At 63.6% G+C, this 23,213-nt stretch carries 22 protein-coding genes; 8 read left to right on the forward strand and 14 right to left on the reverse strand.

The genetic code is table 11. The features are described from left to right. Window positions 1–190: 190 nt before the first annotated feature. From JWV26_RS06025 to JWV26_RS06065, 9 genes are all read right to left on the reverse strand, one after another. Complete coding sequence (locus tag JWV26_RS06025) at window positions 191–1,351, reverse strand: D-alanyl-D-alanine carboxypeptidase family protein (RefSeq protein ID WP_021489490.1); 1,161 nt, start codon at window positions 1,349–1,351, stop codon at window positions 191–193. A gap of 111 nt (window positions 1,352–1,462) precedes the next feature. Then, window positions 1,463–2,476 (reverse strand): septal ring lytic transglycosylase RlpA family protein, encoded by a 1,014-nt coding sequence (locus JWV26_RS06030; RefSeq protein ID WP_206418613.1) that lies wholly within the window; start codon window positions 2,474–2,476, stop codon window positions 1,463–1,465. Then, a complete protein-coding gene (gene mltB, locus JWV26_RS06035; protein ID WP_206418614.1) occupies window positions 2,473–3,483 on the reverse strand; it encodes a lytic murein transglycosylase B in 1,011 nt (336 codons plus the stop codon). Before mltB ends, JWV26_RS06030 begins: the two co-directional genes overlap by 4 nt. A 19-nt stretch (window positions 3,484–3,502) precedes the next feature. Then, window positions 3,503–4,648, reverse strand: coding sequence for a rod shape-determining protein RodA (gene rodA / locus JWV26_RS06040; protein ID WP_420890294.1), 1,146 nt, complete (start codon window positions 4,646–4,648; stop codon window positions 3,503–3,505). Further along, window positions 4,645–6,537, reverse strand: coding sequence for a penicillin-binding protein 2 (gene mrdA, locus JWV26_RS06045; RefSeq protein ID WP_072424424.1), 1,893 nt, complete (start codon window positions 6,535–6,537; stop codon window positions 4,645–4,647). The genes rodA and mrdA overlap by 4 nt, the downstream gene beginning before the upstream one ends. Before the next feature lie 10 nt (window positions 6,538–6,547). Next, window positions 6,548–7,015 (reverse strand): 23S rRNA (pseudouridine(1915)-N(3))-methyltransferase RlmH, encoded by a 468-nt coding sequence (gene rlmH, locus JWV26_RS06050; protein WP_003240195.1) that lies wholly within the window; start codon window positions 7,013–7,015, stop codon window positions 6,548–6,550. Window positions 7,016–7,024: 9 nt separating this feature from the next. Further along, entirely contained in the window at window positions 7,025–7,378 is a 354-nt protein-coding gene (rsfS, locus tag JWV26_RS06055) for a ribosome silencing factor (protein WP_003240193.1), read from the reverse strand. A gap of 66 nt (window positions 7,379–7,444) precedes the next feature. Next, window positions 7,445–8,104, reverse strand: coding sequence for a nicotinate-nucleotide adenylyltransferase (nadD, locus tag JWV26_RS06060; protein WP_074916584.1), 660 nt, complete (start codon window positions 8,102–8,104; stop codon window positions 7,445–7,447). Further along, the gene (locus tag JWV26_RS06065) at window positions 8,105–9,370 is read right to left on the reverse strand and encodes a glutamate-5-semialdehyde dehydrogenase (protein WP_206418615.1); all 1,266 of its coding nucleotides are present in this window, start codon (window positions 9,368–9,370) and stop codon (window positions 8,105–8,107) included. It abuts the gene before it with no gap. Between the two features lie 245 nt (window positions 9,371–9,615). Here JWV26_RS06065 and JWV26_RS06070 point away from each other — a divergent pair, with 245 nt between their 5' ends. Both JWV26_RS06070 and JWV26_RS06075 read left to right on the forward strand, forming a co-directional pair. After that, a complete protein-coding gene (locus tag JWV26_RS06070) occupies window positions 9,616–10,335 on the forward strand; it encodes a DNA-3-methyladenine glycosylase (RefSeq protein ID WP_074916761.1) in 720 nt (239 codons plus the stop codon). Next, window positions 10,332–11,648 carry a bifunctional DedA family/phosphatase PAP2 family protein gene (locus tag JWV26_RS06075; RefSeq protein WP_206418616.1) on the forward strand — a complete coding sequence of 439 codons (1,317 nt, stop codon included), beginning with the start codon at window positions 10,332–10,334 and terminating at the stop codon, window positions 11,646–11,648. Before JWV26_RS06070 ends, JWV26_RS06075 begins: the two co-directional genes overlap by 4 nt. Before the next feature lie 9 nt (window positions 11,649–11,657). Here JWV26_RS06075 and JWV26_RS06080 read toward each other — a convergent pair whose 3' ends face one another. Genes JWV26_RS06080 through JWV26_RS06090 form a run of 3 tightly spaced genes read right to left on the reverse strand, consistent with a single transcriptional unit; the run spans window position 11,658 to window position 13,375 of the window. Beyond that, entirely contained in the window at window positions 11,658–12,242 is a 585-nt protein-coding gene (locus JWV26_RS06080; RefSeq protein WP_206418617.1) for an LON peptidase substrate-binding domain-containing protein, read from the reverse strand. A 60-nt stretch (window positions 12,243–12,302) separates the two neighbouring features. Continuing rightward, a complete protein-coding gene (locus JWV26_RS06085; RefSeq protein ID WP_072424429.1) occupies window positions 12,303–13,019 on the reverse strand; it encodes an LrgB family protein in 717 nt (238 codons plus the stop codon). Next, window positions 13,016–13,375 carry a CidA/LrgA family protein gene (locus tag JWV26_RS06090; RefSeq protein ID WP_003463039.1) on the reverse strand — a complete coding sequence of 120 codons (360 nt, stop codon included), beginning with the start codon at window positions 13,373–13,375 and terminating at the stop codon, window positions 13,016–13,018. Before JWV26_RS06090 ends, JWV26_RS06085 begins: the two co-directional genes overlap by 4 nt. Window positions 13,376–13,776: 401 nt before the next feature. Here JWV26_RS06090 and JWV26_RS06095 point away from each other — a divergent pair, with 401 nt between their 5' ends. The 6 genes from JWV26_RS06095 to JWV26_RS06120 all read left to right on the forward strand — a co-directional run bounded on the left by JWV26_RS06095 (window position 13,777) and on the right by JWV26_RS06120 (window position 20,419). After that, window positions 13,777–14,232 carry a MaoC family dehydratase gene (locus tag JWV26_RS06095; protein WP_017675516.1) on the forward strand — a complete coding sequence of 152 codons (456 nt, stop codon included), beginning with the start codon at window positions 13,777–13,779 and terminating at the stop codon, window positions 14,230–14,232. A 135-nt stretch (window positions 14,233–14,367) separates the two neighbouring features. After that, a complete protein-coding gene (locus tag JWV26_RS06100; RefSeq protein ID WP_072424430.1) occupies window positions 14,368–16,092 on the forward strand; it encodes a C13 family peptidase in 1,725 nt (574 codons plus the stop codon). Window positions 16,093–16,122: 30 nt separating this feature from the next. Then, on the forward strand, window positions 16,123–16,764 hold the full coding sequence (locus tag JWV26_RS06105) for an oxidoreductase (protein WP_074916592.1): 642 nt from the start codon (window positions 16,123–16,125) through the stop codon (window positions 16,762–16,764). A 16-nt stretch (window positions 16,765–16,780) separates the two neighbouring features. Beyond that, window positions 16,781–17,125: a DUF5629 family protein gene (locus JWV26_RS06110; protein WP_206418618.1), complete on the forward strand. Its 345-nt coding sequence runs from the start codon at window positions 16,781–16,783 to the stop codon at window positions 17,123–17,125. Window positions 17,126–17,128: 3 nt separating this feature from the next. Continuing rightward, window positions 17,129–17,740: a class I SAM-dependent methyltransferase gene (locus tag JWV26_RS06115; RefSeq protein WP_206418619.1), complete on the forward strand. Its 612-nt coding sequence runs from the start codon at window positions 17,129–17,131 to the stop codon at window positions 17,738–17,740. A 69-nt stretch (window positions 17,741–17,809) separates the two neighbouring features. Continuing rightward, window positions 17,810–20,419, forward strand: coding sequence for an EAL domain-containing protein (locus JWV26_RS06120; protein ID WP_206418620.1), 2,610 nt, complete (start codon window positions 17,810–17,812; stop codon window positions 20,417–20,419). Between the two features lie 4 nt (window positions 20,420–20,423). On the opposite strand, the gene JWV26_RS06125 is transcribed toward JWV26_RS06120, so the two are convergent. Continuing rightward, a complete protein-coding gene (locus tag JWV26_RS06125; RefSeq protein WP_093053107.1) occupies window positions 20,424–21,062 on the reverse strand; it encodes a response regulator transcription factor in 639 nt (212 codons plus the stop codon). 160 nt (window positions 21,063–21,222) lie between these two features. Next, a complete protein-coding gene (locus JWV26_RS06130) occupies window positions 21,223–23,145 on the reverse strand; it encodes a sensor histidine kinase (RefSeq protein WP_206418621.1) in 1,923 nt (640 codons plus the stop codon). Window positions 23,146–23,213: the final 68 nt, after the last annotated feature.

Raw genomic sequence — 23,213 nt, forward strand, 5'->3', positions numbered from 1 at the left:
GGCATCAGCGGGCTTGTGGCCCGTCCAGAAAGGGCCGCTCCGGATTGGAGCGGCCGGGCTAAATCGGAGGCCTCTAAAGCGCAGACGGAGCAGTCAGGCGAAGAAGCGCGGCTTACAGCATGTAAATGGGCACTGCTGCAGCCTGTTTCAACGCCATGACGACAACGCTGGTCGCTTTCGGAGGTGGCCGTCAGTTGAACAGGCCGAAGAAGAACATCCGAATGCTATCCCACAGACGACGTAGCAAGCCGCCCTCTTCAACCGATTCCAGCGCAACCAGGTCAGTGCTGCGCACCACCTCGTCACCCAATTTGACTTCGACCTTGCCGATCACATCGCCCTGCTGGATCGGTGCGATCAGTTGCGGATTGAGGGTCATGCTGGCCTGCAGTTTTTCCAGTTGGCCCTTGGGCATGGTCAGGGTCAGGTCTTCGGCGAGGCCGGCCTTGACCTGATGCGCAGTTCCTTTCCAGACGGTGGCCTGAGCCAGCTCGGCGCCTTTCTGATAGAAGGTGCGGCTTTCGAAGAAACGGAAACCATAGGTCAGCAGCTTCTGCACTTCGGCAGCACGGGCCTGTTCACTGACGGTACCGAACACCGCCGCAATCAGACGTTGGCCGTCACGCACGGCGGAAGCCACCAGGCAGTAGCCCGCTTCCTCGGTGTGACCGGTTTTCAGGCCATCAACCGTGTTGTCGCGCCACAACAGCAGATTGCGGTTGGGCTGCTTGATGCCGTTCCAGAAGAATTCCTTCTGCTTGTAGATATCGTAGTGAGCCTGATCTTCGTAGATGATCGCGCGGGCCAGTTTGGCCATGTCGTGGGCCGAGGAATAGTGCTCCGGATCCGGCCAGCCGGTGGAGTTCATGAAGTGGGAGTTGCTCATGCCAAGACGCTGGGCATGAGTATTCATCATGTCGGCGAAGGCATCTTCACTACCGGCGATGTGCTCGGCGATGGCAATACTGGCATCGTTGCCGGACTGAATGATGATGCCGTGCAGCAGGTCATCCACCGAGACTTCCTTGCCCACCTCGATGAACATCTTCGAACCGCCCTTGCGCCAGGCCTTTTCGCTGACGCGGACCATGTCGCTTTCCTTGATCTGGCCCCGGTTGATCTCCAGAGTCGCGATATAGGCGGTCATCAGCTTGGTCAGGCTGGCCGGCGGCAGACGCTGATCACCGTTGTTCTCCACCAGGACCTGGCCGCTGGCGGCATCCATCAGGACATAGGAAGTCGCCGCCAATTGCGGGGGCGCGGGAACCACTTGCTGGCTGGACCAGGCGAGCGGAGCGCTCAGCAGGCCCAGGAAGAGGAAGGCACGTTGCGCGAAGCTGGTGATGTTCATCCGTCTCTCGAGATTCATTACTTGGGTTTAGCGACCCATATGGGCCATCGGACAGCTCGCCGCGAACGGCGAGCCTCGGATTTAGTCCGGCAAACGCCGGTTAAGTTGCCCTCAGTCGGCACGTACCAGCGTGGGCTGCCCCAGATTGGCCAGGCGCACGCTGCTCTGCAGCTGCTCAGCCTCGCCCTGGTTGCTGATCGGCCCCATGCGCACCCGATGCAGAATCTGCTGGTCGCGCACCACTGAGCTGATGAACACCGGCACACTGCTGGTCTGGGTCAGCTTGGACTTGAGCAGCTCCGCAGCGTCCGGATTGGCGAAGGCTCCCACCTGGAGATACAGGCCAGAGGCTCCGAGTGAATCGTTTTTTTTTGCGTCGATCTGCACCGGCACCACCGCAGCGGCGTGCTGCGTCGGCGGCGGCGAGTAATGCTCGACAGGCTGCGGCACAGGCTGCGCGACGGGCTGGGCAACGGCAGCCTTGGCCGGCTGATTGTTGGCCAGCACCAGCGGCACCGGACGGCCCTGCTGCGCCCACCACTCGTGCGGATCGATACCTTCGACCTTGACCCGCGCGGTACCTTTCTCGGCATAGCCGAGCTTCTTCGCCGCTGCGAAGGACAGGTCGATGATGCGGTCGGAGTAGAACGGCCCACGGTCGTTGACCCGCAGGATCACAACCTTGCCGTTCTCCAGGTTGGTCACCCGCACGTAACTGGGCAGCGGCAGCGTCTTGTGTGCTGCGGTCATGCCGTACAGGTCGTAGGTCTCGCCGTTGGCAGTGGCCTGGCCATGAAACTTGGTGCCATACCAGGAAGCCGGACCGACCGCCTGGTAGCGACGAGCGTCCTGAATCGGGTAGTACTGTTTGCCGAACACCACATAGGGGCTGGCCTTGACCGGCCCGTAATGGGGCATGGGAATGGCGTCTTGAATCTTCGACACGTCGACGTCCCACCAGGGCGCGCCATCCTTGTGCGGTCGGTTGAAATCATCCGGGCCGGAGATGCCAGCCGACTGACCGGGCACCACCGCAGGCTGCGGTGCACGCTTGGAAGAACAGCTCGCCAGCAACAGCGCTGCAGCTACGCAGGCTGCCAGCGGCAGCAGTTTGGACGCACTCATCGATTACCCCGCGCTTCGACCAGCAGTTCGGCCAGTTGGTTGACCGCCATGGCATACATCACGCTGCGATTGTAGCGGGTGATGGTGTAGAAGTTGGGCAAACCGAACCAGTATTCGTCACCTTGCGCGCCTTCCAGACGAAACGCGGTCACCGGCAAGTCTTCTGCCAGTTCGTCCTGGCTGTTCCAGCCCAGCTCGCGCAGCTCGGCGACGTTCTTCACCGGGTCCAGCCCCTGGGTCAGGCCTTCGTCGACGCGAGCACCACTGGCCTCGACGCGACTGGCGACCTGACCGCCGGCCTGCCAGCCGTGACGCTTGAAATAGCTGGCAACGCTGCCGATGGCATCGGTCGGGTTGCTCCAGATGTTGATATGCCCGTCGCCATCGAAGTCCACGGCGTAAGCACGGAAACTGCTCGGCATGAACTGTGGCAAGCCCATGGCGCCAGCATAAGACCCCTTGAGGGTGATCGGGTCGACCTGCTCCTCACGGGTCAGCAGCAGAAATTCGCGCAGCTCCTTGCGGAAGAACGGCGCGCGTGGCGGGTAGTCGAAGGCCAGCGTGGACAGCGCGTCCATCACTCTCCAGCTGCCGGTGTTGCCACCGTAGAAGGTTTCCACGCCGATGATTGCGACGATGAACTGCGGCGGCACACCGTACTCGGCCTCGGCCTTTTCCAGCGCAGCCTGGTTCTTGCTCCAGAACTCCACGCCCTGGGCGATGCGCTTGTCGGTAATGAAGATCGGCCGGTATTCCTTCCAGGGCTTGACCTTCTCTGCTGGGCGCGAAATGGCATCGAGGATCGCCTGCTTGCGCTCGACCTCGGCGAACAGACTGATCAGTTGCTCGCTGGCGAAGCCATAGTCGCGGGTCATTTCCTCGACGAACTCGGCCACCTGCGGCGACCCGTCGTAATCGGCCGCCAGCGCCTGTGCACCAGTACCAAGCGCGCCGGCGATACCGACTCCAATGAGCGTACGAGCAGCCCAACTACGCAGAGAATGCATTAACTCAAAACCCCCAAAATCAAACCTGAGCGATCCACTTTCTGTGGGTGTGGATCGCCATCAATACCCCGAAGCCTGACAACAGCGTGACCAGATGGGTTCCGCCGTAACTAATGAAGGGTAGCGGCACCCCAACCACCGGCAGCAGCCCGCTGACCATGCCGATATTGACGAATACGTAGACGAAGAAGGTCATGGTCAGCGCCCCGGCCAGCAGCTTGCCGAACAGCGTCTGTGCCTGGGCGGTAATCACCAGGCCACGCGCCAGCAGCAGCAGATAGAGCAGCAACAACAGACAGACGCCGACCAGGCCGAACTCCTCCGCGAGCACGGCAATGATAAAGTCCGTATGGCTTTCCGGCAAAAAATCCAGGTGCGACTGGGTACCCAGCAACCAGCCCTTGCCCAATACGCCACCAGAACCGATCGCCGCCTTGGACTGGATGATGTTCCACCCCGACCCCAGCGGATCGCTCTCAGGGTTGAGGAAGGTCAACACACGGCGTTTCTGGTAGTCATGCATGACGAAGTACCACATGCCCACCGCGATCGGTACCACCGCGGCAGCGGCACCAATGATCCAGCGCCACTGCAGGCCGGCCATGAACACCACGAAGGCGCCAGAGGCCAGGATCAGCAGCGAGGTACCCAGATCAGGCTGCTTGGCAATAAGCACAACAGGCACGCCGATCATCGCCAGGCTGATGGCGATATGCTTGAAACGCGGCGGCAGGTTGTGCCGCGACAAGTACCAGGCGATGGTCATCGGCATGATGATCTTCATCAGCTCCGAGGGCTGGAAGCGGATCACCCCGGGAATGTTGATCCAGCGCGTGGCCCCCATCGCCGTGTGCCCCATCAGCTCGACCACCATCAACAGGCCGACGCCCGCCACGTAGGCCAAGGGCACCCAGCGTGCCATGAAGCGCGGGTCGAACTGGGCGATCACCACCACCGCGAGCATGCCGATGCCGAAAGACGAGGCTTGCTTGAGGAGCAGGTCGACGTTCTTGCCATTGGCCGAATAAAGAATGAACAGGCTGCCAGTACCCAGGATCAGCAGCAGCAACAGCAACCAGCCATCGATATGCATGCGCTGCAACAGGCTGGCGCGACGACGCAGTACGTCCTCGTCGGACAGGGTGCGGTCGAAATTGCTGATCATCGCTGGCTGACCTCGGCAGTCTGGGGCAAGGCGAATTCGGCTTTGAGCTGACCGGTCTCTTTATCCAGCAACCAGGCGTCCATCACCTGCTTGACCACCGGGGCGGCGACACCGGAACCGGACTCGCCGTTTTCCACCATGACCGCTACGGCGATCTGCGGCTTCTGCGCCGGCGCAAAACCAATGAACAGGGCGTGGTCACGATGGCGCTCCTGCACCTTGTTGCGGTCGTACTTCTCACCCTGCTTGATCGCCACCACCTGCGCCGTACCGCTCTTGCCCGCGATGCGGTAGACCGAACTGTCACCGACCTTGCGCGCGGTACCGCGAGGGCCGTGCAATACCTCTTCCATGCCGTGAATGCCGTAATCCCAGAATTTCGGATCACGCAGGACGATATCGGGCATCGGATTGGGGTCCGCGGGCAGGCGGCCGTCGATGCTCTTGGCCAGGTGCGGGCGAATCCACTTGCCGCGCGTGGCCATCAGCGCGGTGGCCTGCGCCAACTGCAGCGGCGTGGTCTGCATGTAACCCTGACCGATACCGAGAATCAGCGTCTCGCCCGGGTACCAAGGCTGACGATAACGTGCCCGTTTCCAGTCACGCGAGGGCATCAGGCCGGCGGTTTCCTCGAACATGTCCAGCGCCACGCGCTGCCCGAGGCCGAAGCGGCTCATGTAGTCATGCATGCGATCGACGCCCATCTTGTGCGCCAGATCGTAGAAATAGGTGTCGTTGGAGCGAGCAATGGCCAGGTTGAGATCGACCCAGCCGTCACCTGTGCGGTTCCAGTTACGGTATTTGTGGCTGTGATTGGGCAACTGGTAGAAGCCGGGGTCGAACACCCGCGAAGTGGGCGTGACCACGCCGGCATCGAGACCGGCCACGGCCACCATCGGTTTGATGGTCGAGCCTGGTGGATAGAGGCCACGCAGCACCCGGTTATACAGCGGCTGATCGATGGAGTCGCGCAGCTCGCCATAGGCCTTGAAGCTGATACCGGTGACGAAGGGATTGGGGTCGAAGCTGGGCTGGCTGACCATCGCCAGCACTTCACCATTGTTCGGATCGATGGCCACCACTGCTCCACGTCGACCACCCAGGGCGTTCTCGGCCGCCTCCTGCAGCTGTACATCGAGGCTGAGAACGATGTCCTTGCCCGGTTTCGGGTCGACGCGCTTGAGCACCCGCAAAACGCGGCCACGCGCGTTGGTCTCTACCTCTTCGTAGCCGACCTCACCGTGCAGCTCGTCCTCGTAGAAACGCTCGATACCGGTCTTGCCGATATGGTGGGTGCCGGCGTAATCGGTCGGGTCCAGGCGCTTGAGTTCCTGCTCGTTGATGCGCCCGACGTAGCCGACCGAATGAGCGAAGTGTTCCTGCTGCGGGTAATGACGCACCAGTTGCGCGGCCACCTCGACGCCCGGCAGGCGGAACTGATTGACGGCGACACGCGCGATCTGTTCTTCGGACAACTCGAACAGGATCGGCACAGGCTCGAACGGGCGCCGCCCCTGGCGCACGCGGCGTTCGAACAGCGCCCGGTCGTCATCGGCAAGCTCCAGTACCTCGACCACCGTATCGAGCACGCTCAACCAGTCACCGGCGCGCTCACGGGTCACGGTCAGGCTGAAGCTGGGACGGTTGTCGGCAATGATCACTCCATTGCGGTCGAAGATCAGCCCACGGGTCGGCGGCAGCGGTTGCACATGGATGCGATTGTTTTCCGCCAGGGTGCTGTGATGCTCGTACTGCACCACCTGCAGGTAGTACATGCGCATGATCAACAGGCAGGTCATCACGATGATGGCCACAGCACAGAACACCACCCGGCGCTTGACCAGGCGAGCGTCCTTTTCGTGATCCTTGAGGCGAATCGGCTGCGGCATGACTAGGTGATCACTTGTGATACGGGTGGCCGGACAGCACCGTCCAGGCCCGGTAGATCTGCTCGCCGAGCAGAATACGCACCAGCGGATGCGGCAGGGTCAGTGGCGACAGCGACCAACGCTGTTCGCTACGCGCACAGACCTCCGGCGCCAGCCCTTCCGGACCGCCGACCATGAGGTTGACGTTGCGCGCATCGAGACGCCAGCGCTCCAGCTCCGCCGCCAGTTGCTCGGTGCTCCACGGCTTGCCATGGACCTCCAGCGTGACGATACGTTCGCCGGGCTGCACCTTGCTCAGCATGGCCTCACCCTCCTGACGGATCAGGCGGGCAACGTCGGCATTCTTGCCGCGGGTATTGAGGGGGATTTCCACCAGTTCCAGCGGCAGTTCGGCAGGCAGACGCTTGACGTACTCCTGCCAGCCCTCCTCGACCCAGCGTGGCATGCGCGAACCGACGGCGATCAACTTGATCCGCACGATCCAGGCTTACTCGGCGCTGTGCTGGGCGCGGCTCTGCTCGGCGCCTTGCCACAGGCGCTCGAGGTCGTAGAACTGACGCGCGGTCGGCAGCATCACGTGCACGACGATGTCGCCCAGGTCGAGCAGGGCCCATTCGCCGCTGTCCAGACCTTCGCTACCGATCGGACGCACGCCCTGCTCCTTGACCTTTTCCAGCACGTTTTCCACCAGCGACTTGACCTGACGGCTGGAGCTACCGCTGGCGATCACCATGAAGTCGGTGATGCTGGTCTTGTCCTTGACGTCGATCACGGTGATGTCGGTCGCCTTGATTTCTTCCAGCGCCGCCACGGCGATCTTGACCAGCTCTTCGCTGGGCATGTTCTGCTTGCTCATATAAAACTCATTTGCCTCGTGTAATGGACGCCAGCGCACATGCGCGGCGTTTCAAGCATTCGGCGCACGGTACAGATCGTGCGCCTGGATGTAGGCCAGTACCGCATCCGGCAGCAGATATCGCGCCGAGCGGTCGGTTGCCAGTAGATGGCGAATCTGCGTGGCGGAAATCGCCAGCGGAGTCTGCCAGATGAAACTGATTTGCCCGCCTGCACCCTGCAGGCTCAGCGGGTCGCTGACACTGCGCGCGGCCAGCAGATCGCGCAGCGCCTCCGGCGCTTCGCTGTCGGCATCCGGCCGTTGCAGCACCAACAGGTGGCAATGCTCGAGCAGTTCCTGCCAGCGATGCCAACTCGGCAAGCCGCAGAAAGCGTCCCAGCCGAGCAGCAGAAACAGCTGATCATCTGCTGCCAGCTCGGCGCGCACCGACTCCAGCGTGTCCACCGTGTACGACGGTTTGTCGCGGCGCAGCTCGCGATCATCGACCGTAAGCCGCGGCTCGCCGACCACCGCCAGCTCGACCATGGCCAGACGCTGCTCAGCTGTTGCCTGTGGCGTGTCGCGATGCGGCGGCCTGGCGCTGGGAATCAGCCGCAGCTGGTCCAGCGCCATGAACTCGGCCACTTCCAGTGCGGCACGCAGATGCCCGATGTGCACCGGGTTGAAGGTACCGCCGAGCAGGCCGATGCGTCGGGCGCCGATCCGTTTCATTTATGTGCGAATGTGTCCATCGCCGAAGACCACGTACTTCTCGCTGGTCAGCCCCTCCAGGCCAACCGGGCCACGGGCGTGCAGCTTGTCGGTGGAGATGCCGATCTCCGCGCCCAGGCCATATTCGAAACCATCGGCAAAGCGGGTCGAGGCATTGACCATCACCGAAGCGGAATCCACCTCGGTGAGGAAGCGACGAGCATCGCTGAAGTTCTCGGTGATGATCGAATCGGTGTGCTGCGAGCCGTAGTGGTTGATGTGTTCGATGGCCGCATCCAGCGAGTCGACGATACGAATCGCCAGGATCGGCGCGTTGTACTCGGCGAACCAGTCGTCCTCGCTCGCCTCCAGCACGTCGCTGCCGAGCAGTTCGCGGGTCGCGGCATCGCCACGCAGCTCTACGCCCTTGTCACGGTAGATGGCGGCCAACGGCGGCAGCACACGCGCGGCGATGGCCTGGTGCACCAGCAGGGTCTCCATGGCGTTGCACGGCGAGTAGCGCTGGGTCTTGGCGTTGTCGCAGACGCGGATGGCCTTGTCGAGATCGGCAGCGACGTCGACATAGACGTGGCAGACGCCGTCCAGGTGCTTGATCACCGGTACCTTGGCGTCGCGGCTGATGCGCTCGATCAGACCCTTGCCACCGCGCGGCACGATCACGTCGACGAACTCCGGCATGCTGATCAGCTCACCGACCGCAGCGCGGTCGGTGGTTTCCACCACCTGCGCGGCAGCTGCCGGCAGATCGGCCTCGGCCAGACCCTGCTGGATGCAGCGGGCAATCGCCTGGTTGGAATGAATGGCCTCGGAGCCGCCACGCAGGATGGTGGCGTTGCCGGACTTCAGGCACAGACTGGCCGCATCGATGGTCACGTTCGGCCGCGACTCGTAGATGATGCCGATCACGCCCAGCGGCACACGCATCTTGCCGACCTGGATGCCGGACGGCAGGTAGCGCATGCCCTGAATCTCGCCGATCGGATCGGGCAGGGTCGCCACCTGGCGCAGGCCTTCGATCATGCTGTCGATCACCTTCGGCGTCAGCGCCAGGCGGTCGACCATGGCCGGCTCCAGACCGCTGGCGCGGGCGGCAGCCAGGTCCAGTTCGTTGGCGGCAGTCAGTTCGGCGCGAGCAGCGTCGAGGGCATTGGCAGCGGCCTGCAGCGCGCGATTCTTCTGCGCGGTGCTGGCACGGGCGAGCACCCTGGACGCCTGGCGGGCGGCCTGGCCCAGGCGGGTCATGTAGTCGTGCACGGACTCGGTCATGGCGGCGGAGGTCTGGCAGTTGGAAAAAGGGGCTGATTATAGCGGGCTCGCAAGGCCACGCCCAGCGGCGTCTGGCAAGCGGTAGGCAGCTCGTCCGCCAGGTGATGAATGCTGGGCAAAGCCGGGGCTTGCCGAGGTAGTGCACCGATGGGCAAACATGGGTACCAAGGGTGCTGGAACGTTCAGGCATTTTTAAGCTTCTTGTTGTTATGCTCGCCGCCCGATACCCAGCCACCGTGCGACAGATGAAGCCTGCTGAACCCACCCTCAGTTTACCCTGGCCCGGCGCCAGGCCATTGCCCGATACCTTCTTTGATCGCGATGCCCAGTTGCTGGCCCGCGAGTTGCTCGGCAAGGTCATCCGCCATCGCGTCGGCGCGCTGTGGCTGAGTGCACGGATCATCGAGACCGAGGCCTATTACCTGGTCGAAAAGGGCAGCCACGCATCGCTCGGCTACACCGAGAAGCGCAAGGCACTGTTCGCTGATGGCGGACATATCTACATGTACTACGCGCGCGGCGGCGATTCGCTGAACTTCAGCGCTCATGGGCCTGGCAACGCGGTACTGATCAAATCCGCGCATCCCTGGGTCGACGCCATCAGCGGCCCCGATGCCCTGGCGGCAATGCAACGCAACAACCCAGGTAGCCTCGACCAGCCCCGCGCCCCCGAACGTTTGTGCGCCGGGCAGACGCTGCTGTGCAAAGCGCTGGGCCTGAAAGTAGCGGACTGGGATGCGCGTCGCTTCGACCCGCAGCAGCTGTTCGTCGAGGATGTCGGCGAACGCCCGCACGTGATCATCCAGTGCGCGCGCCTGGGCATTCCCAAGGGCCGCGACGAGCACCTGCCCTACCGTTTCGTTGACGCCACCTACGCACGCCATTGCACACGCAACCCTTTGCGTCGTGGTCAGGTCGAAGGGCGTGATTATCGATTGTTGAGTGTTTCGGGAGCAGAACGATGAGTGTCTGGCTGGACAACCTGACCACCTGGCTTAGTGGCAACCCGCAGTGTCTGGGTCTGGCGATCTTCCTTATCGCCCTGCTCGAGTGCCTGGCACTGGTCGGCATTGTGCTGCCCGGTGTGGTGCTGCTGTTCAGCGTCGCGCTGCTGGCCGGCAGCGGCGTACTGACGTTGTGGCAGACGCTGCTGCTGGCCTACGCCGGCGCGCTGTGTGGCGACATGATTTCCTATTCGCTGGGCAGACGCTTCAAGCACAACATCGGCCGCCTGCCGGTGCTCCGTCACCACCCGCAGTGGATCCTGCGCGCCGAACTTTATTTCCGCCATTACGGCGTGGCCAGCCTGCTGGTCGGTCGCTTCATCGGCCCGCTGCGCCCCATGCTGCCACTGGTAGCCGGCATGCTGAGCATGCCGCTGCTGCGCTTCGTTCTGGTCAGTCTGGTGGCAGCTGCCGGCTGGGCGGTGGCGTACCTGCTACCGGGCTGGGCGACCGGTGCGGCCCTGCGCCTCCCCATGGCAGAAGGTTTCTGGACAGAAGCGGCGGTGCTGCTGGCGGGTATCGTAGTGATTCTGCTGCTGACCATCCAGGCCAGCCTGGCGGAAAAACCGCGCGCCAGCCTGCTCGGTGGCGGTCTCAGTCTGTTGCTGTTATTGGCCATCGTCATCGGCTGGCCGCATCTCGACGCACTGGATCAGGGCCTGATGGCCCTGGTCCAGGAACAGCGCCAGACGCACCTGGATCGCTGGATCGGCACCATCACTCGACTGGGCGATTTCCATATCCAGCTGGTAGCCGCAGCGGTGCTGTGCATCCTGCTGCTACTGGCACGCCGCTGGCGTCACCTGCTGTTCGCCGGCTCGACCCTGCTGGTCACGGCGCTGGGCAACACCACGCTCAAGCATGGTTTTGCCCGGGCGCGCCCCGACGTGCTGAGCGAGCCACTGACCACCTTCAGCTTTCCCAGCGGGCATAGCTCGGCAGCCTTTGCCTTCTTTCTGGTGCTGGGTGTGCTGGCCGGCCGTGGTCAATCGGCACGCCTGCGCCTGGCCTGGCTGGTGGTGGCGAGCCTGCCGGCCTCGGCGATCGCTCTGTCGCGGGTCTACCTGGGTGTGCACTGGCCCAGCGACATCATCGCCGGCGCCCTGCTGGCCTCGGCCGTCTGCGGCCTGAGCCTGGCGCTGTGTCAGCGCCAGGAAACGCTGCCGGCGCTACCGGCGCGCCTGTGGTGGATTGTCCTGCCCGCCTGCCTCGCGGTCCTGGGCGCCATGGCGACCTGGCAGCTGTCATCGGCGCTGCTGCGCTATGCGTATTGACACGTCGCTTCAGACATCGCCCTGGAGCATTTCCAGCATGACGTGCAGTTGCTCCAGACGCAGAGCGGGGTCATCGAGTTGAAGTAGCTGCAGTTTCTGCGCAGGCTCCAGTGGCAACAGATAGGCCAGCTGATTGGCCAGTTGCTGCTGACCGGCGACCACGCCTTCCATGGCCAGCCCCGCCACCAGCGGATGCTCGGCCAGGGCAGCGTGCAGGGCGGCCAGATCGGCGTGCTCGGCCTGCAGCGGGCTGTCTGGCTGTTCCTCAAGCCACTGCACCTCGGCGACGGTCAGTTGGTCAGGCAGAACCTGGGCACGCTCGACACGAAAACGCCGCCCACCTTTGACGCGAATACCAAGCAGCCCATTGGTACGCTGCTGAAAGTCGCGCACCAGGGCCTCGCAGCCAATCGCGGCAAAACTACTGGCGGCTGCGCCCACTTCAGCGCCCTCGACGATGCACACCACACCGAAACCACTGCCCTGCTTCATGCAGCGACTGATCATGTCCAGGTAGCGCGCCTCGAATATCTGCAGGTCGAGCACACAGTCGGGAAACAGTACGGTATTGAGCGGGAACAGCGGGAGCTTCATGGTTTACGGCCTGTTATCTACGCAAGGCTGCCGGAACATCAGGGATGGTCAGGCAGGCTCTCACAGGAGCATGACAATCGCCAGAGGCAACAGTACGGCGGTGATCACCCCCATCAGACTCATCGCCAATGCCGCGAAGGCACCGCACTCATCGCTCTCCTGTAGTGCCCGCGCGGTACCCACGGCATGCGCGGTGATGCCCAGGGCCATGCCCTGCGCCGCCGGATGATGAACCCTGCACAGACGCAGAATGGACGGCCCGACGATGGCACCGATAACCCCGGTGATCATCACGAACACCGCCGCCAGCGCCGCGATACCGCCGATCTGATCAGCCACCAGCATGGCGATAGGCGAGGTCACCGACTTGGGCGCCATGCTCATCAGCATCAGCCGCTCGGCACCGAACAACCAGGCCAGCCCCGCACCAAGCACGGTGGCGAAGGTGCCGGCAACCAGCAGGGTCAGGATGATCGGCCAGAACAGCTGACGAATCCGCCGCAGGTTGAGATACAGCGGCACCGCCAGGGCCACGGTGGCCGGGCCGAGCAGCAGAGTCAGCGCCGCAACGCTGCTCCGGTATTCGGCAAAACTCAGACCGCACAGCAGCAGGATGCCAATGACCGTGAGCATCGACACCAGCACCGGCTGCAGGAATACCCAGCGAGTACGCTCGTAGGCGGCCATGGCCAACTGATAGGCGCCCAGAGTGATGCCGATGCCGAACAACGGGTGATGGGTCAGCGCCTGCCAGGCGCCCTGCCAATCGGGACTCATACGTCCTCCCGGCGCTGCTGGCGCTCGATCAGTTTCTGCATCAGCCAGCCGGCGAAGGCCAGCGATACCAGCAGCGACAGCACCAGCGCGCCGACCACGGCCCAGAAATCGGCGGCGATATCGCTGGCATAGGCCATCACACCCACGGCGGGTGGCACCAGAATCAGCGGCAGGTATTTGAGCAGGCTGCTGGATGCAACGCTCAGCGGCTCGCCCACCTCGCCGCGCAGCATGAGAAAAACGAACAACAGCAGCATGCCGATGATCGGCCCTGGCAACATCGGTAACAGCAGGACGTTGAGAACGGTACCCAGCAACTGGCATAGCACCAGCCAGGAAAGGCCGCGAAGCAGCATGTTTGAGGTCTCCAGAAGACGAGCGATGGCCGTATTTCCGCTCGCGAGTAGGCCGTTGAAAAACGTAGGCGAGGCAGTCAGTGCAATACCGGTGGCGGCCCCGCAAAAACAGGCGAAAAAGCGGAGTTTACGAGCTGTATATGAGAACTTTTAGCCTGTTTTTAACGCAGCAAGACAACACAGGTAGTTTTTCAACGGCCTACTAGAGGGGATTCCGGGCATCTATTGGGGCATGTCGGCCATTATAGGCGCGCTGGCCTCTGTATTGCTTCGTCAGGCTGGCCTATGCCGCGTCATTCATTACGCCAAGGCAGGCTTGACCCGCTGCCGGCCCCGTGATGATCTAGGCCGCAACGGTTTCACGCACACAAGAAAAACACCCGCGTCCTCAAGGAGGAACTATGCCGTTCGTACCCGTAGCAGAGCTCAAGGACTATGTTGGCAAGGAACTTGGCAAGTCCGAGTGGCTGACCATCGACCAGCAGCGCATCAATCAGTTCGCCGAGTGCACCGGCGACCATCAGTTCATCCATGTCGACCCGGAAAAGGCCAAACTGACCCCCTTCGGCACCACCATCGCCCACGGTTTCCTGTCGTTATCGCTGGTGCCGATGCTGATGGAAAAGATCATGATCATGCCGCAGGGCCTGAAGATGGCGGTGAACTACGGTCTCGACAGCGTGCGTTTCATCCAGCCGGTCAAGGTCGACTCCAAGGTGCGCCTGGTGGTCACCCTGACCGACGCCAGCGAGAAGAATCCCGGCCAGTGGCTGCTCAAGGCCCGCGCCGTACTGGAGATCGAAGGCCAGGAGAAGCCGGCCTATATTGCCGAACCCTTGACCCTCTGTTTCGTCTGACCCCTGCCTGTTCCCGTTTCCGGTGTCATCCGCCGGAACGGGAGAGTTCTCACATCAGCAAAGCGTGCGACTCGGCAACGCAAGCGTCCAGGCTTGCGGCATACTGCGGACAAAGCACCGACCTGGACGTCCCTCATGAATCCCCTTGCCCTGCGCTTGCTGCCTCTTTGCCTGTCTCTGCTGCTCGCCGGTTGCGACGAAGCACGCCCGCTGCTGCCGGCCAATGCCACCCTGCCGGATGGTGGCCAGTATCGCGGCGAGATAGTCGACGGCCTGTTGCAAGGGCCGGGACGCCTGGACTACCGCAACGGCAGCTGGTTCGTCGGCCAATTCAAGGACGGCATGCTCGAAGGCAGCGGTGAATGGCAAGGCCCAGGTGGAGAGCACTATCTGGGCGAGTTCCACGAAGGCATGTTCCATGGCCAGGGCACCCTGACCTACAGCGATGGCAGCCGCTACCAGGGCGGTTTCGAACGCAATAGATTCAGCGGCGTCGGCCTGCTGGAACAGGGCGGCCAACGCTACCAGGGCGAATTTCTCAACGACCGCTTCCATGGCCTGGGCAAACTGGAGATGGCCGACGGCAGCAGCTTCCAGGGCCAGTTCGTCAACGGTCAACCAGAGGGCCAGGGCGTGCGCAGCGACGCCTACGGCAACCAGTACAGCGGCGTGTTCGCCCAGGGGCTGCTCAGCGGCCAGGGCAGTTACCAGAATGCCGATGGCGACAACTACAGCGGCGGTTTCCAGAATGACGAATTCCACGGCAAGGGCCGCTACCAGAGCGCCAGTGGCGAAACCTGGGCCGGGGAGTTCATCGAGGGCGTGATGCAGGGCCCCGGTGAATATACCGACGGCGCCGGCACCCGCTACCTCGGCGAGTTCGCCGACTGGCAGTATGAAGGTGAAGGCCTGCTCACGCTGAGCGATGGCAGCGCCTACCGGGGCCGCTTCTCGGCTGGCGAGTACAGCGGTACAGGTACCCTGACCCTGGCCGATGGCAGCCGCCAGTCCGGCACCTGGCAACGCGGCCGCCTGGTACGTGACGAACAGGGCCAGGTGTTGCCCGATAGCCTCGAGCTGGGCCTGCTGCAACAAGGGCACCTGCTCGATGAAGCCATCGCCGCGATTCCAGAATCGACACCGGCGCGCGAGTTGTATGCGCTGACCCTGGCCGGCGACGGCAAGCAGAGCGTATTCATGCGCGAAGCCGACTACGTCAGCCGGCTGATGCGCGAGCGCTTCGGCGCCCATGGCAGCATCAGCCTGATCAACCACCGCGACCATCTCGCCGACCGCCCACTGGCCACCCGCGAGAATCTCACCCGCGTGGTGCAGGCGCTGGCCGAACGCAGTGGCGAAGAAGACCTGATCTTCATCTATCTGACCAGCCACGGCTCGCGCCGTCACGAGCTCAATCTCGACCAGCCGCGCCTGCAACTGGCCGACCTGCCCGCCAGCGAGTTGGCTGCCCTGCTAGCTCCACTCAAGCAGCGCAACAAGGTGGTGGTGATCTCTGCCTGCTATTCCGGCGGATTCATCCCGCCACTGAAAGACGAAAAGACCCTGGTGATGACCGCCGCACGTGCCGACCGGGTGTCCTTCGGTTGCAGTGAAGAGAACGACTTCACCTACTTCGGTCGCGCCCTGTTCGCCGAGGCGCTGGGCGAAACCGACAACCTCGAGCGGGCCTTCGAGCTGGCCAAGGAACGCGTCGCCGAGCGTGAGCAGAGCGACGGCTTCGAACCTTCCGAACCGCAGATCTGGGCGCCACGCGGCGTACTCCAGCACTGGCGCAACCTGCGTCAGAGCCAGGCCGAGCGTGCGCTCAGTGCCTTGGCCAGTGGCCCGGCAAAGGACTAAGCTGAACTGTAACGGACAAGAGACAACTGCATGTACCTGACCCCGCAGCACATCCTTATCGCTGGCGCCACCGGACTCACCGGTGAACACCTGCTCGACCGCCTGCTCAGCGAGCCGACGGTCGCCCGCGTGCTGGCACCTACGCGCCGCCCACTGGCCGCGCACCCGCACCTGGAAAACCCGGTGGGCGACCTGCAAGCGCTGCTGCCGCAGCTGTCCGGCCAGGTCGATACCGCTTTCTGCTGCCTGGGCAGCACCATCAAGCAGGCCGGCTCGCAGGAAGCCTTCCGTGCCGTCGATCATGACCTGGTGCTGGCCTTCGCTCGTCGCGCTCGCGAGCTGGGCGCACGGCATCTGGTGGTGATCAGCGCCCTCGGTGCCAACCCCGGATCAAAGGTGTTCTACAACCGCATCAAAGGCGAGACCGAAGAGGCGCTGAAAGCCATGGACTGGCCGCAACTGACCATCGCCCGCCCGTCGCTACTGCTCGGCGCGCGGCACGAATTTCGTCTCGGCGAGCGCCTCGCCGCCCCGTTGCTGCGCTGGCTACCAGGCAAGTATCGCGGCATCGACGCCTGCGCCCTGGCCCGCGCACTGTGGCGCCTGGCCCTGGAAGAGGAAGACGGCGTGCGCGTGATAGAGTCTGCCGACCTGCGCCGGCTGGGGCGCTGATACCGTGGATGAAACGATGAAACCCACAAGCCTGATCGAGGCCCTGCAAGACGCCGACATGCTCGAGATCGACGGCCTGTACGCCTGGCAGTTCGACCTCGACACCGAATTGCTGGCGCAGATCAGCGCCGGCACGGCTGGCAGTGACAGCGCCGCCAAACCCCTGCTGCAGGTGCACTGCATCGACGGCCGTGAACGCCGCCTGTGGAAGTTTTCCCTGGCGTCGGTGCAGGCTGCGCGCTACAGCGAAGCGGACGACAGCTGGCTGATCGAGGGCAGCGAAGTCGGCCATAGCCTCAAGTGCTTCGCTGCCTATCGCGGCGACAACGATGACGGCGACGACGAGCAAGACGAAGCCTGAACCATGCGCCTCTATGACCGCCACGTGCTGCCGTATCTGATCGATTTCGCTTGCGGCATGGGCGCGGTCATGAAAGCCCGCTCGCAGATCCTGCCGCTGGCCAAGGGCCGAGTACTGGAGATCGGCATCGGCAGTGGCCTCAACCTGAGCCTCTACGATCCGCAGCGGGTCGAGGTGATCGTTGGCGTCGACCCGTCCGCCGACATGCAGCGCCTGGCCCGTGAACGCGCCGCGCGCTGCCAGGTGCCGGTGGAAATGATCGCCCTGGAGCTGGGGCAGATTCGGGCCGAGGACGCCAGCTTCGACGACATCGTCTGTACCTTCACCCTGTGCACCATCCCCGATGCGCTGGCCGCACTCAGGGAAATGCGCCGGGTGCTGAAAGCCGGTGGTCGTCTATTGTTCTGCGAACATGGCCTGGCGCCGGATCTGCCTGTGGTGCGCTGGCAGAAACGCCTGACGCCGCTGTGGAAACCGCTGGCCGGCGGCTGCCATCTGGATCGAGACATACCCGCACTGATCGAGGCCGGGGGCTTTCATATCCGCCAACTGGATACCGGCTACCTGAAAGGCCCCAGGCCCATGACCCATGTCTATAGCGGCTGGGCCGACTGAGCACCGTCCTGAGCTCGCATACTCGGTATAGACGGCCATACTGCAGAACAGGCTGCTGGAATTCTGTCCATGGAAGTCGACCCGCGCATGAAGCCCCTCTCGTCACCCCGCCTCGTTAACCTGCTGCTGTGTCTGTACCTGCTGGGCTGCGCCTGGAGCAGCGCCGCAGAGTCACGCACGGTCAGGGTCGGCGTGTACGCCAACGAGCCAAAGATCTTTGCTGATGCCAGCGGGCAACCATCAGGCATTCTCGGCGAACTGCTGCAGGCCATTGCCAACGAGGAACGCTGGCAACTGCAGGCAGTGCCCTGCGCCTGGCAGCAATGCCTGCAACTGCTGCAGGACGGCGAGATCGATCTGCTGCCGGATGTCGCCTTCAGCGAGGAGCGGGCACAACTGATGGATTTCCACCAGGTGCCTTCGCTATTCAGCTGGTCACAGCTGTACAGCCACGAAGAGCTGCGCCTGCAGAGCGTGCTCGACCTGCGCGGCCTGCGTATCGCAGCGTTGGAGGGGTCGATTCAGTTCCAGTATCTGCAGAGCCTGCTCGATAGCTTCGGTCTGCAGGCGCAGATGATTCCGCTCAGCGACCTGAGCCAGGGCTTTGCCATGGTGCTTGCCGAACAGGCCGATGCAGTGGTGGCCAATCAGCTGTTCGGTGACTATCACGCCGCCAACTACCGCCTGAGCGCGACACCGATCATGTTCCAGCCCGCACAGCTGTTCTACGCCACGCGCAAGGGTACCAACGGCGAGCTGCTCAGCGCCATCGACCACCACCTGCAGAATTGGCAATCAGCGCCTGGCTCTATCTACTTTCAGGTGCTGCAGCGCTGGAGCGGCACACCTCAGCAGCGCAGCGTGCCCGTCCTGTTCTGGTGGGGCCTGGCGCTGCTCGCCGCAATGCTGACGCTGGCCATTGGCGGCAGCCTGCTGTTGCGCCGCCAGGTCGCAGACAAGACCCGACACCTAAAGACCAGCGAAGCGCGCCTCAATACCATCCTCGACAGCGTCGAGGCGCATATCTACATCAAGGATCCGCAACTGCGTTATCAGTACGCCAATCGCAAGGTCTGCGAGCTATTCGGACGCAGCGCCGAACAGGTCATCGGTCATAGCGATGCCGACTTCTTCGACAGTGACACGGCGCAAGCACTGGGCATCAACGACCGACGCGTACTGGCTGGCGAGCGTATCGAGAGCGAGGAAACCAACCGTGATCGCTACGGCCGTAACGAGCGCACCTACTTTTCGGTGAAGCTGCCGCTGCGTGCGGCCGATGGCAGCATCTATGCCCTGTGCGGCATTTCCACCGACATCACCGAGCACAAGAAGAACCTCGAACAGATCCATCAACTCGCCTATTACGACGCGCTCACCGGCCTGCCCAATCGCCGCCTGCTGCTCGAACACCTGCAGTTCGCCCTGGCCCGCAGCGCACGCAGTCGACGTGAGGGCGCGCTGCTGTTCATCGATCTGGACAATTTCAAGCAGCTCAATGACACCCTCGGCCACGACATGGGCGACCTGCTGCTGCAACAGGTCAGCGAGCGCCTGCTCAATCAGGTGCGCCTCGAAGACAGCCTGTCGCGCCTCGGCGGCGACGAATTCGTATTGATCCTGGAGAACCTCGAGCCCGAGCCTCAGGCTGCCATCGCCACTATCGAGCATGTCGCAGAAAAGCTGCTGCGCGCTCTGGCCACCCCGTTCGAGCTGCCCGGCTATAGCCACAGCGGCAGCGCCAGCATCGGTGTCGCACTATTCTCGCAGCCCCATGACAGGCCCGAGGAGTTGCTCAAGCACGCCGACCTGGCGATGTATGAAGCCAAGGCCGCCGGGCGCAATACCCTGTGCTTCTTCGACCCGCGCATGCAGCAGGCACTGGCCGCCCGCGCCACCCTGGAGCACGAGCTGCGCCGCGCGCTGAGCGAAGCTCAGCTGCTTCTGCACTACCAACCGCAGGTGAATGATAGGGGTGAGCTGCTCGGCGCCGAGGCGCTGGTGCGCTGGCAGCACCCGCAGCGCGGTCTGGTACCGCCTGGCGAATTCATCCCGCTGGCGGAAAGCACCGGGCTGATCCTGCCCATGGGCCGCTGGATCCTGCACTCGGCCTGCCAGCAACTCGCCTCATGGGCCAACGACCCGCAGCGCGCCGAGCTGACCGTGGCGATCAACGTCAGCGCCCGCCAATTCCATCATCCGGACTTCGTCACCGACGTACTCAGCGCGCTACAGAAGACCGGAGCCAACCCGCACAAGCTGGAGCTGGAGCTGACCGAGAGCCAGCTGGTGCAGGACATCGAAGCGCTGATCAACAAGATGGAGCAACTCAGGGCTCGTGGCGTGCGCTTCTCGCTGGACGACTTCGGCACCGGCTACTCATCACTCAGCTACCTGAAACGCCTGCCACTCGACCAGTTGAAGATCGACCGCAGCTTCGTTCGCGACCTGCTCGACAATGCCAGCGATACCGCCATCGTGCGGACCATTCTCGCCCTGGGGCAGGCGCTCGAGTTGCGCGTCATCGCCGAAGGCGTAGAGAGCCAGGCACAGCGCGATGCTCTGCTACGCCTGGGCTGTCGCCACTTCCAGGGCTACCTGTATGGCGTCCCGCAGCCGGCCGAACAGATCGGCGCCTATGGCCGAGCCACCCTCGACCTGCGCCAGGGCTCCGCCTGAAGGCTCAGGCGCGCACCGGCTCACGCAACGCCAGGCTGTCCACCAGACCGGCGGCGATAGCCATACCCACCAGCTCGGCCAGCGTCTCGGCCTGCATGCGTTTCATTACCCGTGAGCGATAGAGGTCGACGGTTTTCACACTGATATCGAGTTGCTCGGCGACTTCACGGTTGGTGTAGCCGCGCACCAATGGCAACAGCACGTCACGCTCACGCGGGGTGAGTTGATCGAGCCGCGCCTGTACCTCGGCCAGACGCGGATCGCGCCTGGTTACAGGCTTACGGCGCTCCAGCGCCTGCTGCACGCTGTCGAGCAGCAGTTGCTCGTTGTAGGGCTTCTCGATGAAATCCACCGCGCCGGCCTTGAACGCGCGCACCACGATGGGCACGTCGGCGTGACCGCTGACGAAAATTATCGGCAGGTCGATACCCCGTGCGCGCATCTCCTCCTGCACATTGAGCCCACCCATACCCGGCATGCGTACATCGAGCAGCACGCAGGCATTGACCGCCGGGTCGCAGGCGTCGAGAAAGGCACGACCGCTGGTAAACGGCACGCCCTTGAGCCCCACCGACTCCAGCAGCCAGAGCGTCGAATCGAGCATGCCCTGGTCGTCATCGACCACATAAACCAGTTGTTGCATCTGCGTGCTGCTCCTCTTGTTGTTATCAGTTCGTGGGGCGGACTCAGGAGCGAAGCGAACAGTCCGTTTTTTTTGGCGTCTCTCGAATCCATCGGCGTACTGCTTCGCGAGTACGCCCTACATCCAGTACGCCCTACACCTGGGTACGCCTTGCCTCGGCTTAACCCTCGCTTTCCTCAACCCTGCCCAACGGCAAACGGCACTCCAGGCACAACCCGCCGCCCTCGACCGGCAATGCCTCCAGCGCCCCGCCAAAGCCTTCGACGATGCTGCGGCTCATGGATAGACCAAGGCCCAGGCCGTCCTCCTTGCTGGTGTAGAAGGGGATGAACAGCTTGCCCATCTGCTCATCGCTGACACCCGGCCCCTGGTCGATCACCCGGATCGCCAGGCTGCCGTCGGCTTCGCCGGCCTCCAGACGCACCTGCGAAGGCGCGCCCGGGTGACGTTCGCGGTTGGCATCGATGGCGTTGCGCAGCAGGTTGAGCAGCACCTGTTCGAGCAACACACGGTCGGCGAATACCGGCGGCAGATTGTCCGGCAAGGCGTCGCTGACCGCCACCTGCGCCGTGCTCGCCTCCCAGTTGCACAGACGCACCGCTTCGCGCGCCACCTCGGCCAGATTGAGCGCCTGCATGCGCCGCTGGCCCTTGCGCAGGAAGGCGCGCAGGCGCTTGATCACCACCGAGGCGTGATTGGCATGTTCGGTGATGCGCGCCAATCCCCGAGCCACCTTCTCGACACCCACCGGATCGCCGCCGACACCCTGCAGGTAGCGCTGGCTGGCGCTGGCGTAGTTGACCACTGCTGCCAGCGGCTGGTTGATTTCGTGGGCGATGCCCGAGGCCAGCTCGCCCAGGGTGATGAGACGCGTGGTATGCGCCAGCTCGTCCTCCAGACGGCGCTTGTTCTCCTCGGCCTGGATGCGCGCGGTGATGTCGCGCGACACGCTGACCACCTCGACCACCGCGCCGGTGTAAGTCTCACGAATGGCACGACTGGCGGTCTCGAACCACAGGTAATGGCCGTCGCGATGACGAATGCGATAGCTCATCGTGTGGTAGCCGTCCTGCTCCAGCGCCTCGCGCGCCTGCTTGGCCTGCTGCAACTGGTCCTGCGGATGCAGCAGACTGTCGACCGCCAGACCGCGCAGCTCCTCCGGCCAGTAGCCGAGCAACGTCCAACTGGCGGGCGTGGCATCGAGAAACACGCCGTCCGGGGTATGGCGGGAGATCAGGTCGGTGGTGTTCTCGGTGATCAGCCGGTACAGCCGTCGCGCCCGCGCGGCCTCGCGCTGCTCGCGAATCTCCTGGGTCGCTTCGCGGCAGCGTGCCAGCACCCGCTGCTCTGCCACATCGGGAATAAAGCTCCAGATCAGGATGCGCTCGCCGTCCTGTGCCTCCACCGCTTCGATGGCTCGCGACTGCTGCAAGCAGGCGCGCACCAGCGGCAGATGATTGACCGGCAGCAGTTCACCGACCCGGGCCAGCGGACGTTCGTCGAGCAGCGCCTGCAACGCCTGGTTGAACTCCAGCGGCCTTGCGCGCGCATCGAGCAGCAACGCCGGCTGCGGGTCGGCCGACAGCAGCGGCGCACTGCGGCTCATGCCACCAGCCAAACCGACCAGTTGTGCCAGCAACTCGCGCAGCCAGGGCAACCACTCCAGGCCGGCATCTTCGTCCACCTGCAGCAGCAACAGACCGGCACCGCCCTCCTCCAGACTCAGCGCCAGCGCCTGACCGTGATGAATCGCGGCGCGGCGCAGTCGCCCGGCCAGCCAGCAGGGCAGTTGACGCACTGCTTCCAGGCTCAGGCAGGGCTGTGTCGTCAGCGCCTCGAACAACTCCTGATCGCTGGCGGCCAGAGGATCGCCCTGCCCCGGCGGCAAGCGTGGCCCGCCATCTTCCTGGGCATAGGTACGGCTGGCCGGCTGCCAGGTCAGGTACCAGGCCTGGCGTACCTGTGGGCAGCCGAGCACGGCACGGCGCAAAGCCGCCGCCCGCTCGTTGAGGGATGGCGCTTCGCGCTGGATACGCAGCCAGGCCTGCAGCGGCACGGCCGCCTGATCACTCGAAAGATTCATATAGTAATTATTCTATAAAACCTTGGTACAACTTCCATAAAAAATAGAAATGACCTATAAATTACCGC

The organism is Ectopseudomonas toyotomiensis (genome assembly GCF_017167985.1).
Classification (GTDB): Bacteria; Pseudomonadota; Gammaproteobacteria; order Pseudomonadales; family Pseudomonadaceae; genus Aquipseudomonas; species Aquipseudomonas toyotomiensis.